14 protein-coding genes are annotated in these 16,700 nt (G+C 46.5%); 9 read left to right on the plus strand and 5 right to left on the minus strand.

The features are described 5' to 3' along the window. Nucleotides 1–113: 113 nt before the first annotated feature. From DESAL_RS19635 to DESAL_RS04600, 3 genes are all read right to left on the minus strand, one after another. Nucleotides 114–2,549 (minus strand): methyl-accepting chemotaxis protein, encoded by a 2,436-nt coding sequence (locus tag DESAL_RS19635; RefSeq protein ID WP_015850795.1) that lies wholly within the window; start codon nt 2,547–2,549, stop codon nt 114–116. A gap of 205 nt (nt 2,550–2,754) precedes the next feature. Continuing rightward, nucleotides 2,755–3,480, minus strand: coding sequence for a substrate-binding periplasmic protein (locus DESAL_RS04595; RefSeq protein ID WP_015850796.1), 726 nt, complete (start codon nt 3,478–3,480; stop codon nt 2,755–2,757). A gap of 16 nt (nt 3,481–3,496) precedes the next feature. Continuing rightward, entirely contained in the window at nt 3,497–4,819 is a 1,323-nt protein-coding gene (locus tag DESAL_RS04600) for a M48 family metalloprotease (protein WP_015850797.1), read from the minus strand. Nucleotides 4,820–5,120: 301 nt separating this feature from the next. Here DESAL_RS04600 and DESAL_RS04605 point away from each other — a divergent pair, with 301 nt between their 5' ends. From DESAL_RS04605 to DESAL_RS19640, 3 genes are all read left to right on the plus strand, one after another. Next, nucleotides 5,121–5,813, plus strand: a complete 693-nt coding sequence (locus DESAL_RS04605) for an ABC transporter ATP-binding protein (RefSeq protein ID WP_015850798.1) — start codon at nt 5,121–5,123, stop codon at nt 5,811–5,813. Continuing rightward, entirely contained in the window at nt 5,810–6,607 is a 798-nt protein-coding gene (locus DESAL_RS04610) for an ABC transporter permease (RefSeq protein WP_015850799.1), read from the plus strand. The genes DESAL_RS04605 and DESAL_RS04610 overlap by 4 nt, the downstream gene beginning before the upstream one ends. 102 nt (nt 6,608–6,709) lie before the next feature. Then, nucleotides 6,710–8,587 (plus strand): GGDEF domain-containing protein, encoded by a 1,878-nt coding sequence (locus DESAL_RS19640; RefSeq protein WP_281004421.1) that lies wholly within the window; start codon nt 6,710–6,712, stop codon nt 8,585–8,587. A gap of 34 nt (nt 8,588–8,621) precedes the next feature. Here the strand turns inward: DESAL_RS19640 and DESAL_RS04620 are convergent, their stop codons facing one another. Continuing rightward, nucleotides 8,622–10,649: a methyl-accepting chemotaxis protein gene (locus tag DESAL_RS04620; RefSeq protein WP_015850801.1), complete on the minus strand. Its 2,028-nt coding sequence runs from the start codon at nt 10,647–10,649 to the stop codon at nt 8,622–8,624. A 211-nt stretch (nt 10,650–10,860) separates the two neighbouring features. Next, on the minus strand, nt 10,861–11,208 hold the full coding sequence (locus DESAL_RS04625; RefSeq protein ID WP_015850802.1) for an antibiotic biosynthesis monooxygenase family protein: 348 nt from the start codon (nt 11,206–11,208) through the stop codon (nt 10,861–10,863). An 854-nt stretch (nt 11,209–12,062) separates the two neighbouring features. On the opposite strand from DESAL_RS04625, the gene DESAL_RS04630 reads away from it, so the two are divergent. From DESAL_RS04630 to DESAL_RS04655, 6 genes are all read left to right on the plus strand, one after another. Beyond that, nucleotides 12,063–12,539: a cytochrome c3 family protein gene (locus DESAL_RS04630; RefSeq protein WP_015850803.1), complete on the plus strand. Its 477-nt coding sequence runs from the start codon at nt 12,063–12,065 to the stop codon at nt 12,537–12,539. Nucleotides 12,540–12,544: 5 nt separating this feature from the next. Further along, complete coding sequence (locus DESAL_RS04635) at nt 12,545–13,690, plus strand: 4Fe-4S dicluster domain-containing protein (RefSeq protein WP_015850804.1); 1,146 nt, start codon at nt 12,545–12,547, stop codon at nt 13,688–13,690. Nucleotides 13,691–13,844: 154 nt separating this feature from the next. Further along, nucleotides 13,845–14,816, plus strand: a complete 972-nt coding sequence (locus tag DESAL_RS04640) for an RnfABCDGE type electron transport complex subunit D (RefSeq protein ID WP_015850805.1) — start codon at nt 13,845–13,847, stop codon at nt 14,814–14,816. A gap of 3 nt (nt 14,817–14,819) precedes the next feature. Further along, a complete protein-coding gene (gene rnfG / locus DESAL_RS04645) occupies nt 14,820–15,389 on the plus strand; it encodes an RnfABCDGE type electron transport complex subunit G (RefSeq protein WP_015850806.1) in 570 nt (189 codons plus the stop codon). Nucleotides 15,390–15,398: 9 nt separating this feature from the next. Continuing rightward, nucleotides 15,399–16,085: an electron transport complex subunit RsxE gene (gene rsxE, locus DESAL_RS04650; RefSeq protein ID WP_015850807.1), complete on the plus strand. Its 687-nt coding sequence runs from the start codon at nt 15,399–15,401 to the stop codon at nt 16,083–16,085. A 14-nt stretch (nt 16,086–16,099) separates the two neighbouring features. Next, on the plus strand, nt 16,100–16,675 hold the full coding sequence (locus tag DESAL_RS04655) for an electron transport complex protein RnfA (RefSeq protein ID WP_015850808.1): 576 nt from the start codon (nt 16,100–16,102) through the stop codon (nt 16,673–16,675). Nucleotides 16,676–16,700: the final 25 nt, after the last annotated feature.

Consider the following 16,700-nt stretch of genomic DNA (forward strand, 5'->3'; position numbering starts at 1 on the left):
GGGTAGTTGTGCTTATTAATGACATAATTTTGAGGTTTGGGTCAATAAGACCAAAAAAAATCCCGGCAGACCGATGTGGGCTGCCGGGATTATATTGCTGAATTAAGGCTGAGTTAAGCGGAGCGAAGTTCACTGATCAGATCGGTCAGTTCACTGGACATGACGGCCAGTTCCTGAACTGCTTTTGCCGATTGCTGAATGCCTTCGGTTGTTTCGCGGGTGATGTTGTTGATTTCGCTGATGGCACTGTTAATTTGTTCGGATGCACTGGACTGTTCTTCTGATGCTGTCGCGATTCCTTCCACCTGACTTGCACTGTATTCGACTGTGCTTACAATGGCCTCAAGGGAAGAACCGGATTTTGCGGCAAGCTCAGTGGTTTGTTCAACTGCGTTTACTGCACTCTCCACAGCTTGCATGTTTGTGCGCATGGCCTGCTGAATGCTTTCCACGTTGCTGCCCACTTCATGGGTCGCCGTCATGGTTTTTTCAGCAAGTTTGCGAACTTCATCAGCAACGACCGCAAAGCCTCGCCCGGCTTCGCCTGCGCGGGCCGCTTCAATAGCCGCGTTCAAGGCCAGCAGGTTGGTCTGGTCGGCAATGTCTGAAATAACATCCATGACCGTGCCGATTGATTCGGTCTGTTTGCCGAGATTCTCCATATTGGTGCGCAGGTCGTCGGCAATAGTGCTTACTTCGGTTATTGAACGAACAGACTGGGAGACAATAGCTGCTCCTTCCTCGGCCTGATGTTTGGCTTCCATGCTTTTTCCGGATGCGCTGGAAGCATTACGGGCAACTTCCATAATTGTGCTGTTCATCTGCTCCATAGCGGTAGCAGTTTCAGTGATTCGTTCATGTTGTATCTCAGAGCCGTTGCTAATTTGTTCCACCTGTGCTGCCAGTTCCTCACTGGCGGATGAAAGTTGTTCGGAAATGGCTTGAGTACGTTCAGCAACGTCCTGCATTTTGCGCTGGGCTTCACGGATAGCTGTCTGGTCCAGTATAACTTCAATGGCACCGACAACTTCGCCGCCCTTTTCAATAGGTACGCCGAAGTAGTCCATATCCAGCCTGCCATTAGAGGTGGTTATTGAGGTTGAACCGTTTTCAGGTTTACGGGAAATGAATGATTTAGCGCAGCCGCATTTGTCGGTGCCGCAGTCTGTTGTATTTAGTGCTGTGGAACATTTGTCTTTTTTGAGATCTTCAAGAGACCTGCCCAGCAGTTTTGTGCCGGGTTTGTTCATAAAGAGAATGTTCATTTTACGGTCTATGGTCATTACCGGCATAGGCACGGAATCAATGAAGGAGCGCATGACATTCATAGCCAGATTTGTGCGGTTGATGAGTTCTGCAAAACTGCCTTTCAATCCGCTGCTGTCGGCCTGACTGTCAATACGGCCTTCTTCTATTCCGGTTATGGCCGTGTCAATTTCAGTCATTACTTTGTTCAGGGTGCTGCCGACTTGCGCCATGTCTTTACAGATCATGCCGACTTCATCTCTTTGGTTTACAGCTATTTCGGCGTCAAGGTTTCCTTGAGCCAGTTCCTGCACATAAATACGTGCTTTTGACAGCGGTCGAGTTATGCTGCGGGCAATAAAGAAAGCCAGCACTGCGCCTACCAGTAAAGTCAGGCCGGACATGAGTGTCATGTTATCTACTGCAAAAGCTATTGCAGTCTGCATTTTCGGGCCCAGATCATCTTGCGCTTCCATTATGGATAGCTTCAGATCTTCGATATGTTCTGCTGTGATGGGGCCAAGGGTGTCGAGTTTCTGTTTTGCTGCAACCTGTTCTATGTTTGCTTCGATGATTTTTTGGGTGTGCAGGACGTATTGTTTATTGTTTTCGGTAAGTTCATTGATGAGGCCCAGATCGGCAGGGGAGTAGAGTACGTTCTGAATTTCTCCGATGCTTTTTGCAAATTCACCGAGAAGATTGATTGCTTTCTCTGCATCGTCTTTATGCTGGCTTTTGAAAATATATACGGAGTTTGCAAGTCTTGCTTCAAATAGCGCCGCCCTGCTTTTTTGTACCATAGCAATAAGGAAACTGTCTTCGCGCTCATTGGCATTTTGAAGCAGTGTTTCAAGTCCTTTTACTAATACTTCACCGTTTTCATTTGCCTGATTGATAGAAGCTTTTTCTTTCTTTTTTGCTGAAAGAAACTGGTTGAATGTCTTTTTATAAGTAGCAACTTCATGCTCTATTTCTTTAACCAGTTTTATTCGCTCAGGGGAACTCATCTCGTTTTCAGCTTCTTGGATGAATTTCTGGAGTATGGATATCTTATCGTAGTACTGTTTTAGAGATTTATCTGAACTTGAATGCATGTAGGTGATTGCATTCATGTCAGTCTGCAGCATGTTTGCTTGTATTCTGCCGGTCAGGTTGGTTTGACGAGCCAATGCCCGGTATTCCGTAAAGCCGTCTGAACTTTCAGTCAGCTTAAAAACACCTTGTCCTGCAGTAATCGCCAGCAGAATAAGGATAAGCCCGAATCCTGTTGCAATTTTAGTAGTTACTTTAAGATTTTTGAGCATCGGACCCACTCCCCTTTGACTGTTTTGCTATTTATCTATGTGAATTGATAGTGATAACTAGAGTAAAGGGTTTTGATTGTCAATTGGGTTTAACTTTTCAGCATACCTTTTGTTGTTTTAAAAGTGTAGTATTATTGTTGTGAGAGATAAAAAAAATCCCGGAACGTTGTCCGGGATATCTCATGTGAGTGTAAGGTTTATTGTGTCAGTCGTATTTACTGAATTCTTGCTTGAGAATCTTTTTCCTGATCTCTTTGAATCTTCCTTTTTCACTCATTCTTTTTAAGACTTTTGTTAATTTAGGGACCAGAGCAGAGTGCTTAATGTTAAGGTAATGATATAAATTTGTTGTTGCGATAGGTTGCTGCAGCATTCTTACATTATCAGAATGAGTCTTTTTCAAAGTAACGATCCCGGCAATACGGGCAATCAGTCCTGCATCCAGCCTTTTAAGGTTGATCATCTTTACGAGCTGTTCGTTGGTCTCAAGACTTTTTGCACTGCGAAGGTTCTCGGTTGAAATCTTATTCTCAATGAAAACTATACCTCTGAAGTAACCTACTCTTAAGGGTCGCAAGCTTTTCCAGGTTGCATTTATTTTTGAGTCTTTGCGGGTCAGCACCATTAAATTCACATGGTCTATCGGTACTGGGACTTTTATCAAATTAGGGTATTGTTCCTCTATCCCACTGATTTTGAAAAGCTCACCGTCCACTGCACCGGAATGGGCTGAATGCGTTGAGCGTAACAGCGGTAATGCCTTGAATTCTATTTCAACCCCCAAGGATGAATATGCTTCTCGCAATATCTCATATACGATCTTTGATCTGGGTGATTTGATGCCTGACAACACCAGTTTTTCTCCTGCAATGCAGGGAGTGGCTGTAAGTATTATCAGCAAGATGCATATGAGTTTAGCTACATATTTCATTTTGGTTCCCGGTTGGCTATTGCAGGTAGCCCCATCCTACAAGTCGGTCATATGCGTGCTTAGCATAATCCCCTTGGTTATTGACCTTGATGAAACGGTAGTACTCATTAGCTGCCATCTCCCGGTTCCCAAGAGCTTCATATGAAACGCCTTTATAAAATGTAGTCATGGGGTTTCCGGGTAGCCTTTTTTCGTATGCATCAAAGTTGGAAAGAGCCTGTTTAAATTGGCGGTTTTCAAGACTGAGCATACCGGTCAAATGCAGAGCCTGTGCTTCCTGTGGATATCTGTTTTTTGCCTGCTGAGCGTAGTGCAATCCTTCTTTGGCTTTTCCTTGTGCCAGCTGACATTTGGACATGAGCAGTAAGCCTGCATAATCGTTGGGTGCTATGCGCAAAGCTTTTGAAAAGTGTTCTTCAGCTTCATTGTAGCTTTTTTTGCGCATGGCTCCTTCGCCTTTTTGCATTTCCTCAATGGCAGGTTTGATCTTGCGTATGGATGCGATGTTGTCCATGTATCTTTCGCGCAGAAGTTTGCCGTGACTGTTGGCGTATACGGTATCCCGTTTCTTAACAGCGGTTGCGTAGCGCTCTGAACTCATAGGGTGGGAAGCAAACATCTGTTGAACGAATGAAGGTTTGCTTTTGTGCAGCTTCTCCAGTTCTTCCATGAGTCCGACCATTCCTTCCGGGTCGTAGCCTGCGTTATCCATGTATTCCATGCCGAGGCTGTCGGCCTGTCTTTCATCAGAACGAGAGTAGCTCGCAAGGAGCATTCCGGCACCGATGCCGCCCAGACCTGCTGCCAGTGGCACGAGTCGGCTGTCTTGAGTGGCGGCAACACCTACCCCGACAGCAACGATTCCCTGTACGGCAATGGCGGAGCTCATGCGTGATGCTGTGTGCCGGGCATTCACATGTCCGATTTCATGACCCAGAAGTGCGGCAAGTTCAGCTTCGTTCTCAAGGGTGACCAGAATGCCTCGGGTGCAGGCTATACTGCCGCCGGGAAAGGCATAAGCGTTAACGTAGTTAGCATTAACACACCGGAAAGAGTAGGGCATGTTCGGTCTATGGCTGCTGGAGGAAAGGGAAACCCCGACTTTCGTGATGTAGTTGCTGACCCGACTGTCCTGAACCTCGCCATAGTCCGCGGAAAATTGGTGCGGGGAGTTCTGGCGGTCCATCTGGATTTCCTGTTGTTCCGAAACCAGCATCAATTGCTGTTGTCCGGTCACAGGATTAATGGCACATCCGCTCAGGATGCCGAGAGTTCCGCCTGCGGCCAGTTTCAAGGCCTGTCGTCTGGAAATTGTTTCTGATTTTATATTTTTGTCCATGTGTCCTCCGAACTCTTCGTTATCTATAAAGATATATATGCGTGGGGGCTTTGGCAATAGTTTCTATTTTTCCTGAATAATGAAAACATTGCCGTGGAGGTATGGAATATAATATCAATGTAAATGAAATCATGCTTCAATGATTGTTGGTAGAATGTAGAGTTAAAAAAACTGCGGGCAAATACCACTGACTGAATTTGTAGCTGAGACATTGATTTGAAGATTGCCGTTAGCCCTGTAATTGACCAAAGATCAGTATCTGATTTTGGTCGCAACTGCTAATGCATTAGGGAGCTGCAAAGTGAATATACCCCTTAAAGTGGAGTCCGCCGGTGAGACTCCTGTTCTTGAATTTAAGAATGTTTCATTCAACTGGCCGAAAGGCAAAGGTTTGCACAATGTTTCCTTTGCCGTACCTTCTGGGCAGTTTGTTCATATTTCCGGACCTTCAGGTGCTGGAAAATCTACCTTGCTGCGGTTAATTGTCCGTCTGGAAGAAGCCGGGCAGGGGGATATCCTCTTAAATGATGAATCCATACAATCCATCTATCCCCCGGAATTACGGTCCAAGATCGGCTTTGTGCAGCAGACTCCTGTTGTGCTGTCGGGGACAGTTCGCGAAAACCTGCTGCTACCTTTCACTCTCAATATCAGAAAGGGCTTTGATGCCCCATTAGATGATGACCTGCGCGAATGGCTGGAACGAGTCGGCCTTGGTGAAATCTCATTAGATAGCGAAGCTTCGGATCTTTCCGTGGGCCAGCGCCAGCGACTTTGCCTGATTCGTTCAGTGTTGCCCAAACCTATGGCAATCTGCTTTGACGAACCCACCAGTGCTCTTGACCGGGAAAGCCGGGAGCGTGTTGAGAAGATAGCGGAAGAGCTGGCGGCAGAAGGCATTTCTGTACTCATGGTTAATCATACCAGTTATCACCCCAGCTGTCCTCACATGCATCTGACCGTTTCAGACGGTAAAGTGGAGGTTGTCGCATGAACAGTAGCTTAATTTCCATAACATGGGTGCAGTTATTGATAGCTTTAGGGCTTGTTTCCATTTCCGGGGTTCTTTCTATTTATTACAAGCTAAAACTGGAGAAGGATCTGGCTGTCGGCGTATTGCGCTCCTTCGTGCAGCTTTTGACTATGGGCTATCTGCTCAAGATTCTGTTTGGTTTGAATAGTGCGTTGCTTGTTTTAGCTCTCTATCTGGTTATGACCTTCTTCTCTGTTCATATTATTCATGGTCGGGTAAAAGAGAAGAATGTCTCGTATCTCATGCCCACCGGACTGGCAGTCATGTTCAGTTATTCGTTGGTTACTATTCTGGTCACCAAGGTTGTTATCGGAGCTGAGCCGTGGTGGAACCCGCAGTATTTTATTCCCATCGGAGGTATGATTGCCGGGAATTCCATGAATTCTCTGGCCTTATCTCTGGAAAGGTTTTTTTCTGAGCTCAGGAATAGACGTGACGAAGTTGAAATGCTGCTATGTCATGGTGCGGACTATAAGGAGGCTACAGCGGATATATTTCGCGATGCTTTGCGTGCGGGCATGATTCCGGCCATCAACTCACTTATGGGTGTGGGCTTGGTATTTCTTCCCGGTATGATGACTGGTCAGATTCTGGCCGGTGCTGATCCTGAAGAAGCCGTCCGTTATCAGATCGTAGTAATGTTTATGCTGGTTGCATCAACTGCTCTTTCTTCAATTATTGTTCTGTTGCTAGTCCGCAAGCGTTGTTTTTCATCGGCTATGAATCTGCTCACCGGGGGGGGAGCAGGGGCTTAGTTTAAATATGGTAATAAGTTTAGTGGGGTGCATGCTTATAGCTGCATTTAATGCGAATCGAAGGGGGGGACGTTGTTTTATTTGAATAATTTGTTTCAGGATTTGTTTGCCAAAAACAGTCTGTGCAGGAAATTTATTGCATCTTCTCCTGATGTTATTGTTATTACAAATGAGGAAGGAATCGTCTTGGCTGGCAATTCCCGTGCAGCTGAAATGTTCGGTTATGTAGATGAAGCTACAATCCCTTTAAGTGTTAATGATAATTATAAATATCCCGAAGATAGGGAGCGGTTGATGAACCTGCTTTCCTCTGGCGAAGTAGTCAAGGATTTCGAAGCAGAGGTCTTGGATCGGGACGGCAATTCTATTTTTACCAGCATCAGTGTTTCCGCTATGGATGTGGGAGGGATGCGGGTCTTTGTTGCGATAGTCAGGGATATTTCGGAGCGTAAGAAAACCCAGTTGAATGAGATTCGGTTTGAAACTCTTGCCACGTTATCCGGTATGGCTGACGCGGATTATAACCAGATATATGATTTTGCTTTGGAAGCAGCAGTAAGGATTACAAGAAGTGAGATCGGATATATTTATTTTGTAAACGAAGATGAATCAGAACTCAGGCTTTATGCGTGGTCTCGAAAAGTTATGCCCCAATGTTCTGTGGAATTAATCCCTGATATCTATCATGTGAAAGATGTCGGGATCTGGGGAGAGGCTATCAGGCAAAGACGCCCCATGATTCTTAATGACTATGCTGCATGTGGAGCAAAGAAAGGGCTTCCCAAAGGGCATGTGCCAATCAAGAGGCATATGAATGTTCCTCTTTTTGATGACGGGAAAATCGTGCTTCTTGTCGGTGTTGGAAATAAGGAAGATGAATATGATGACGAGGATGTGCGTCAGTTGACCCTGATGATGGATGGCATGTGGAATATTGTACGTCGCAAACAGGCTGATGAGGCGTTGCGGCAGGCTTACGCAGAAATGGAAGGAAAAGTTGAAGAACGAACCAAGGAATTACGGCGTGCTCTTGGTGATTTGAGACAGGTTAACTCAGCAATGGCAAACGAAGTTGGGCAGCGCAGATTAGCAGAGCAAAGGTTACGTCAATTTGAGAGGCTTGTTGAGCTTAGTCCGGATATGGTTTCTCTGCTTGATTCAGACTATCGGTATGTAATGGTTAATGATTCGTATGTGAGATTTTTCGATAAACCCAAAGAATATTTTCTTGGCCGTCCCGTATATGAAGTTACCGGAAAGGATGTTTTTGATGATCGTTCTAAAAAGTTAATTGATTCGGCATTCGCGGGCCAGACTACAGGCTTTGAAGCATGGGTCGATTTGCCTTTGGTTGGGAAGCGGTTTTTTTCAGTAACCTACCATCCTGTTGATTCGGTGGTTGGTGACGGTAGACTGGTAAGTATTACGGCACATGATATTACTGAGCAAAAAGAAATGCTTGAAGAAGTTAAGCGGCTGGCCAGCACTGATTATCTTACCGGTGCCCATAACAGGCGTCATTTTATGAGCCGTGCGGAAACCGAGCTTGATAGGTTGACTCGTTATGGCGGAGAACTGTATCTCATGATGCTGGATATTGATCACTTCAAGAATATAAACGATACCTATGGTCACAGCGTGGGTGATGTGGTTCTTAAGGAGATGGTCAAGTGTTGTATAGAGACCCTGAGAACTTCAGACGTCTTTGGAAGACTTGGCGGAGAGGAATTTGCAGCTTTATTGGTTCACGGCAGTATAGATTCGGCCATTCAGGTGGCAGAAAGATTGCGTGAGGCAATTGAAGATATGGAAGTCCGTATAGGTAGACATGTTGTGAAACTTACGGTGAGCATCGGGCTTACAATGGTATGTGCTGACGAAGACATAGAGATCGCCCTTAAACATGCTGACAAATGTTTGTATCAAGCTAAGGAGCAGGGCAGGAACCGGGTAGTTTCTTACTGTAAGAAGGGAAGTTAAAAGGCCGGTGCGTTTTTACGCACCGGCCTTATTTTTATGCTGATTTCATATTGTCGATAATGGATTTGAGTTGGTGTGCCTGAGCTGCGAGGTCGGAAACAGCTTCCGCCGACTGGCGCATGGCACTGTTTGTCTCGGTTGAGATATTGTTGATCTCGTCTACAGCCCGGTTAATTTGTTCTGAAGTTGCGGACTGCTCCTCACATGCTGCGGCGATACCTTGAATCTGTTCGGAAACCGCATCATTAAGCGAGAGGATTTCACTGAGTGATTTACCTGCATCTTCTGCCATTTCTGAAACTGTTCCGATTTCTTTTACTGTGTATGCACACTGGCTGATGCTTTCTTTTGTTCCACGTTGAATTTCCGAAATGGCAGATTCAACTTCATTGGTTGCGGTCATGGTTTTTTCTGCAAGTTTGCGGACTTCGTCAGCTACAACTGCGAATCCTCGGCCTGCTTCACCTGCTCGGGCAGCTTCAATTGCTGCGTTGAGGGCCAGCAGGTTTGTCTGGTCGGCAATGTCCGAAATTACATCGATGATCTGACCGATTTTGCCTGCACTGTCGCCCAGTTCTTCCATCTCTTTTTCAAGGGCTTCAGAGTAATTCTGGACAACTCCGATACCTTCAACCATTTCTTTAACGACGTTTGCCCCGTTGGTAGCGGTTGTGCTTGCGTCTCCGGCAGTTGTTGAAGCTTCGCCTGAGTTGCGAGCGACTTCAAGAACAGAGGCGTTCATCTGTTCCATGGCTGTGGCTGTCTCCGCTGTTCTCTGGCTTTGCATGTCTGAACCGGTTGCGGATTGTTCAATCTGGGCGGAAAGTTCTTCGGAAGCTGTTGATATGATAGCAACAACATCTTCGAGCTCCCGTGCAGCCTGATGCATACCGTCGCGTCGGGCATTTTCAGCTTCTTTACGCGCTTCTTCTGCTTCGAGCGTGGCCTGCTGCGCTTTTTCTGTTTCTTCTGCTGCGTGGCGGGTCTGCTCCTGCGCTTCGCTGATTTTTTCTTTTAAAGTAACGACCATTGCATTCAGGTCATTAGCCAGTATTCCTACTTCATCACGGGTCTTGATCTCAAGAACGTGGTCAAGGTCACCTGCTGCAACACGGGTGGCATATTTAGTGGCTTCAATGATGGGGCGGGCCATTGTTCTGGCGTAAAGCCATGCTGCGAGCATTATAATGGGCAGGATCACGGCGATTACCAGCAGGGAAGATGTTTTTACATTATTCTGGGCTTTGATCATGGTTTGGATGGGCATTCCAATAAACCACATCCCTATATTCTTGCCGTTGACTGATTTGATCGGCCAGTATGCTGTCTGGTAGTCGATGCCAAGAATATTGTTGCGGGCAAGGAAAGTTTCGCCACGATCAATTACGGTAGCTGTAACTTCGGGGTTGGTCATTTTTGTGCCGACCGCCCGACGACCATTTTTGATGATAGTCGTCATTTCACGGGTATCACCATTAAATACGGTTACCTCAAGGTCGGAGAATTGTTTTACATCATCAACGAAGTCTTTGTCGGAGAGTGAGGTTCCAAGGGATATCGTACCGATTATCTGACCATTCACTTTTATAGGTGCTGCCGCCCGCAGGGAAAAGGTGATTTCCTTGCCCTTTACGATACCTGAAGTGACTGTTCCACTCAGTGCCTTGTTTACGGTTTCCTGTCCTTTGGCATTGTCACCTAAGCTACTGGCGTGCGCACGCCCAAGCACCACTCCGTTTGCATCAGTCAGGGTCAAGAATTCAGATTCTGTTTCTACCATCAAAGAGCGAAGTTTTTTCTGAAGCGTTTCAGACTCTCCCTGCTTTATGGCAGTTATTAGGTCAATATCCCGTGCTAACAACTCGGCTTTCTCTCGAAATCCTTGGGATAGGCTGTCAATATGGCGGTCGACAACTTTTTTCATGGTGGAAATGTTGCGTATTGATTCATCGGAGAATCCTTCGGCAACATAGTGGTTCACTGTCAGGAAAATTGATGTGGCGGTCACTAAAGCAATCACCACTGCCATCAACACGATTTTGTTTCGAATTGAAAAAGTCATGACACCCTTTTGATTATAAATTGCAGTTCTCCCTTCAGCTAAAAGCACTCCCTCCCCAGAGATGTTTTTAAGCTTTCTCCAACCTTTATTATGTCTTATAGTGACATAATTATAGTCCTAATAAAGGATTGTAGTCTTTTTAGGAATAGAATCAATTATAAAATGTAGGCATGCTTTGACACTCAATTAATACAAAAATGACAATACAGGATTAGGACGAAAGGTACTCCGTTGAGTCTTTGGGGGCTTGCTTTCGTGTATTGTCAGTATAATCCCGTGTGATTTTGCCAACCCTTATCCTGTAAGATTTAAACAGTTTTTCTTTCCCTGACTGTTGTGCTTCGCGATGATCAAGGAGATTTCGCCAAATTTCTATTGCTTCTTCATTTTCCCAGAAAGAAAGACTCAGAATTTTACCCTCATCCGCAAGGCTTTGAAATCTTTCAATAGAAATGAATCCTTCGCGGTTCTCAAGGAAAGATTTAACTTTGGTTGCAATCTTGAGGTATTCCTGCTTTCCGTCTTCCTTAGGGTAAACTTCAAATATTACTGCATACATATGTTCCTTCCTTATCAAAGTTAATGTGTTTTATTTAAAAAAGATCTGATTTTGCACTGCTCCGTATTTTCAGACAAGTAATTTTCAGAAGATTTACTAAGACAAGTTATGCCATTGAAATTGTGTAATAATACTAGAATAGATTATCTTTTGTATAGCTGGGAGTCCTGAAAAAAAGACCCTTTTATAGAATCAGTTTACAATGTTAAATAGCATATTTTCAATGGTTTATAAAAGAGTGTCTTATATTTAGGACTCTTCTTTTTCAGACTTTGTGCAAAAAAGCACAAAATAAATTTAAGATTCAGTTGTAAAGAAATTATAATATTTTTTTCACAAGAAAAGAGTTTTTCATATAAAATGCAATATTTCAGTATGTTGAGTACCTAAAATAATTATCCAGACATGGATTTATAAAATCGTGGTATAGTACTTGCTTACTTTGCTATGCTGAACGAATAATCAATTGTCTTCGGCACTTGCTGGTCAGGTGACGGTGGTTTCAGATAATTGTTTATCGGCTCTGGTCGTAGGTTAAGGGGGTATTCCCTACTTGACCGAAACGGTATTTTTTGGAAAAGGGTTACTCCGAAATAGATACTGAATGATTGACCAATCACTAACCGTCCTCGCGGTTCTTCTTTCACTGCGTGCCTTTCCCAAAAGGTTACGGAAGGAAGAATCGCGGGGGCGGACGAATCTTTCTTAAAGGCTGTGGGTTGAGGGTTCCATACACTTTTTAAAGATTTACCGGAGGATGAAACTGCAAATTGATGCATAGGGTTTGCTTCTAATCGGTAGTTTCCGGCTTTAGTGCCTTAATCTTGAATCTTTTTAAATTAAGGATTGATCCGTTGAAGAACAGATATATCCCAATAACATTAATTGTTGCTGTCTTGTCCGTTGCGGCAATCGCCGGGTTTCTTTTCCCGCCGGCTGTGCAGGAAAATCCGGCCCGTGTTGTAATGGACAACAGTGGCGGCAGGGTGATTTTTACTCATTTTGTTCATGCTGATGAGTATGGCTATGAATGCTCAGACTGCCACCATGACGATATCGGTCAGGAAAGGCCGATTTCTTGCGGAAGCTGTCATCCGGTTGCTTTCGATGCCAAATTCAGGGCTGAACACCAGAAGAGTTTTCCCAGTGAGGAAGCATGCTTGCGCTGTCACGATGATGTCCCTACCGGTCCTCTCGCTGAAGAAGACAAGCCTGATACCGAGAGCATCCCTCTGCGCGCTGAAGCTTTTCACGCCCAGTGTATGGACTGTCACGAGAGTGATGGAGGCCCCTACGGTGAAGATTCCTGTTACGATTGCCATGCGAGGTAGGTCTCATGCTTAGAATACATTATTCCCTTGAATCCGATGTTCAGAAGACCATTTCCGACATCACTGCGCCTGCGGAACTTAATATTTCCATGCGCAACAAGATTCTGAAAATCAAGAAAGGCCAGAAGCTTGCAGCTGGTGAACTGCTTGCCGAGCGTCCTTCGAAATACGGTGCGGCCTGTAGTGCGGCGCTTTCCGGTAAGGCTACCAAGGTCAACTACCACCACCTGACCATCAAATCTGACGGCGGTGAAGAAAGTGTTGCACCCATTGATGTAAAGTCCATGGGACCGGGCAAAGATCTGCTGCGTACTCTTCAGGAACTCGGTTTGAACGTTGCCGCGCTTTCTTCCCATGCGGATAAGCTGGTCATCAACGGCCTGAACCCGGAGCCGGGTATTTCCGTTGCCGAACAGTTGCTCAAAGATGAGAAAGAGACCATTGAAGCTGGCCTGCGCCTTGCCGAGTCTCTGATCACTCCGGTGCATACCACGCTGGCTGTTGCTGCCGGTTCTTCATATGAGCTTGCAGGGGCAGAGCGTGTTTTTGTTAAGCCCAAATACCCCAACTCCCTCGATGCTCTTGTTGTTAAGAAAGTCACCGGAAAGGAATTTCCTGATGACACCAAAGTGATCAGCGTCATGGACCTTTATAACCTCGGCAGAGTTTATGAAACCGGTATGCCTATCACCGATACGATCATGACCATCGGTGAAAAGAACTACCGCGTTCTTTTCGGAACTCCCGTAGCTCATATCTGCAATGAACTGGATATTGAAGTGAAGTCCGGTGACAAGGTCGTTCTTGACGGTCCTTTCCGAGGTGAAGCTGTTTACAGCCTTGATGAAGGTGTAAAGAAGGGCGATTACGGTTTGTTCGTAATTCCTGCCGGCACATTCCCTTCAATTGAAGACGCAACCTGCATCAACTGCGGTGAGTGCGTGCTCAGCTGTCCGGCAAGAATCCAGCCGAACATGCTCAGCCGTTACGCCGAGTATGAGATGTTTGAAATGGCTGAAAAGCATAATCTGCACAGCTGTTTCGAATGCGGCCTTTGCTCGTTCAACTGTACGGTTAGACGCCCCATTCTGCAGTACATCCGTTTTGCCAAGGATCAGCTTCTGGCGAGCGGGCAGGGTGAGAAGGCTTAGCAGTTATAGGTGTTGCGCTTCGCGCTAAAATGATTTGATTTCGCTTCCGGTAGCACAATTAATCCCGGGATCATCAGATTCTAAATATTGATTGAATAATCATACAGGGAACAGCCGGATTGCGGTTAAACATACAAGTTTCAAGGGTTAAAATATGACTCCTCCAGTAATTAAAGCAATGTCCGACATTGCGGTCAGACTTACGGTTTCGCCTGCTCCTCACTGGCGCAGCAAGCGCACCGTGGAGAAGATGATGCAGTCTCATCTTCTGGCTCTGGTTCCCGCATTGCTCATGGCTTTCAATATGTTCGGCCTGCCCGCTCTCGCAACTGTGGGTATCGCCGGAACCGCTGCCGTTCTTGCTGAGGTTCTCTGCCTCAAGATGCAGAACCGTGACGTAAACGTAGATAACTACACCGCACTTTACGAAGGTCTTCTTTTCGTTTTCCTGTTGCCGGCCGGTGCTCCCTGGTGGCTGGTAGCCAGCGGTGCTGTGCTGACTATCGTTTTGGGCCGCACCGTTTTCGGCGGATTCGGTTCCAACCCCATTTGTGCGCCTCTGGTTGCTTGGGCATTCTGTCGCCTTTCCTGGCCTGCTGCCATGGATATTGACGCAAACCTTGCTCACTTCATGATCAACGCGCCTCTGGACCAGCTTAAGTTTTTCGGTCTCGATACTCTTGAGCAGTTCAATTACACCGACCTTTTCCTCGGTAAGCAACTCGGCGGCCTGGGTGCTTCCCAGATTCTCGCAGTGCTGGCTGGCGGTATATTCCTCATCGCTACCGGCTGGGTGCGTGTATTCATTCCTGCTGCATTCCTCGTAGGTGTGACCGTTACCGCTTCCATCTTCTGGATGATTGATCCTGAGGTTTACGCCAATCCGCTTTTCCACCTGCTGACCGGATCTGTAATGTTCGGAGCTTTTTTTCTCGCTCCCGATGTTGCTTCCAGCCCGGTGGGTATGATCCCGCAGATTCTCTTCGGACTTATTGCCGGGACCATGGTCATCATTATCCGGGTTTACGGCATCTATCCTGACGGCGTGCCCTTTGCCATCATGGTGGCAAACCTGCTTACCCCCCTGCTGGACCGCGTACGTCCCAAACCTTTCGGAGGCAAGTAAGTCATGCGCGAAATACTTCACATGCTCGTGGTCCTCTCCATCATCTGTGCCACTTCCGGTGCGGTGCTGGTTAACCTTAAGCAGGCCACTAAAACTCAGATTGAACAGCAGGTTCTTACCTACGTACAGGGTCCTGCATTGCTCTCCGTACTTGAAAATCGTGATAACGATCCCATCAAGGAACGTGTGAAAATAAAAGATGTGACTGTCTTCCCGGCCATGAAGGACGGCAAGCTGGTCGGTATCGCTCTTGAAGCCTTTGCTCCCGGTTATTCCGGTGACATCGGCGTTATGGTCGGATTTGATGTGGATAATGACGAATTGCTCGGCATCGGCATCACCACCCAGACTGAAACTCCCGGTCTTGGCGACAAGATCATGAAACCGTCCTTTACTGATAAGTTTAAAGGTCACGGCCTTGATTCCATGCAGGTTTCTGCCAAGGGCGGCGATATCGATTCCATCGCCGGAGCGACTTACTCTTCCGTGGGTACTGTCGATGCAGTTCGCAAGGCCATTGAGGTTTATCAGTCTATCAAGCCTGAGATCACCAACATCTGGAAGAACTCTTAAGGAGACACCATGAGCCGTTTAGTAAAAGAATTTGCAAAAGGACTCTGGGACGAGCTTCCTCCGTTCAGGGTGCTGCTGGGACTTTGTCCCGTACTGGCTGTTACCTCCTCTGCCGAGAACGGTCTCGGTATGGGAATGGCGGTCATCTTTGTATTGACCATGTCCAACCTGATCATTTCCAGCATCAGGAAGATTATCCCGACTAAAGTACGTATCGCCTGCTTTATCGTTATCACCGCTTCACTTGTTGTTACGGTTGAGCTGCTTATGCAGGCTTATGCATATCCGCTTTATCAGAAGCTGGGTATCTTCGTTCCGCTTATTGTTGTTAACTGCCTGATCCTCGGTCGAGCCGAAGCATTTGCTTCGAAGAACGGTGTGATCCTCTCCATTGCCGATGCTCTTGGCATGGGGATAGGTTTTGCCGTCTCCCTGACTTTCCTCGGTGCCATCCGTGAAATTATCGGTGCCGGAACCGTGTTCGGCGTTCCGGTCATGTGGGAAAGCTTCAAGCCTGCTGAATTCATGATCATGGCTCCCGGTGCTTTTGTCGGCCTCGGTGTCATCCTCGCGGGCATGAACGCTTTCAACAGGTACCAGAGCCGCAAGAAGGGCGAGACTGTGCCTGATGTAATGAACTCCGGTTGTGCGCACTGCGGTGCCTGCGGCGGCATTCAAGACCTTAAGGATAAATAGGGGAGAGCGTTAAAATGGAATACTTTCTGCTTTTTATCTCCGCCATTTTCATCAACAACATCGTACTGGTTCAGTACCTTGGCGCATGTCCCTTCATGGGAACCTCCAAGTCCTCTGATGTTGCACTCGGAATGGGTGGAGCGGTTATATTTGTTACTCTGATGGCGACTGCCATTACCTGGCCCCTGCATCAGTATGTACTCATTCCTCACGGACTTGAGTACCTGCAGACCATTGTCTTTATTCTGGTCATTGCATCGCTGGTACAGTTTGTTGAGATGTTCCTCAAAAAGGTCATCCCGCCCCTGTACAAGTCTCTGGGCCTCTTCCTTCCGCTGATCACCACCAACTGTGCTGTTCTCGGTGTTGCGATCATGGTTCAGCGTAACGGTTACTCTTTTATCAAGTCCATGGCCTACGGTCTGGCTTCGGGTATCGGTTTCCTCATTGCGCTGGTTATCATTTCGTCCATTCGTGAGCGTCTTGACGTTGCTCCGGTTCCCCATGTTTTCAGAGGCGTACCTATCGCCCTGATTACCGCCGGAATCATGTCCATGATCTTTTTCGCCTTTAAGGGCATGGTTGCCTAACAGGTTAAGTAAGGAGAATATTTAG

The organism is Maridesulfovibrio salexigens DSM 2638 (genome assembly GCF_000023445.1).
Lineage (GTDB): Bacteria > Desulfobacterota > Desulfovibrionia > Desulfovibrionales > Desulfovibrionaceae > Maridesulfovibrio > Maridesulfovibrio salexigens.

Coding starts and splice junctions, on each gene's coding strand:
- DESAL_RS19635 (WP_015850795.1), bottom strand. CDS start 2,549: ATGCTCAAAAATCTTAAAGTAACTACTAAAATTGCAACAGGATTCGGG.
- DESAL_RS04595 (WP_015850796.1), bottom strand. CDS start 3,480: ATGAAATATGTAGCTAAACTCATATGCATCTTGCTGATAATACTTACA.
- DESAL_RS04600 (WP_015850797.1), bottom strand. CDS start 4,819: ATGGACAAAAATATAAAATCAGAAACAATTTCCAGACGACAGGCCTTG.
- DESAL_RS04610 (WP_015850799.1), top strand. CDS start 5,810: ATGAACAGTAGCTTAATTTCCATAACATGGGTGCAGTTATTGATAGCT.
- DESAL_RS04620 (WP_015850801.1), bottom strand. CDS start 10,649: ATGACTTTTTCAATTCGAAACAAAATCGTGTTGATGGCAGTGGTGATT.
- DESAL_RS04625 (WP_015850802.1), bottom strand. CDS start 11,208: ATGTATGCAGTAATATTTGAAGTTTACCCTAAGGAAGACGGAAAGCAG.
- DESAL_RS04635 (WP_015850804.1), top strand. CDS start 12,545: ATGCTTAGAATACATTATTCCCTTGAATCCGATGTTCAGAAGACCATT.
- DESAL_RS04640 (WP_015850805.1), top strand. CDS start 13,845: ATGACTCCTCCAGTAATTAAAGCAATGTCCGACATTGCGGTCAGACTT.
- rnfG (WP_015850806.1), top strand. CDS start 14,820: ATGCGCGAAATACTTCACATGCTCGTGGTCCTCTCCATCATCTGTGCC.
- rsxE (WP_015850807.1), top strand. CDS start 15,399: ATGAGCCGTTTAGTAAAAGAATTTGCAAAAGGACTCTGGGACGAGCTT.
- DESAL_RS04655 (WP_015850808.1), top strand. CDS start 16,100: ATGGAATACTTTCTGCTTTTTATCTCCGCCATTTTCATCAACAACATC.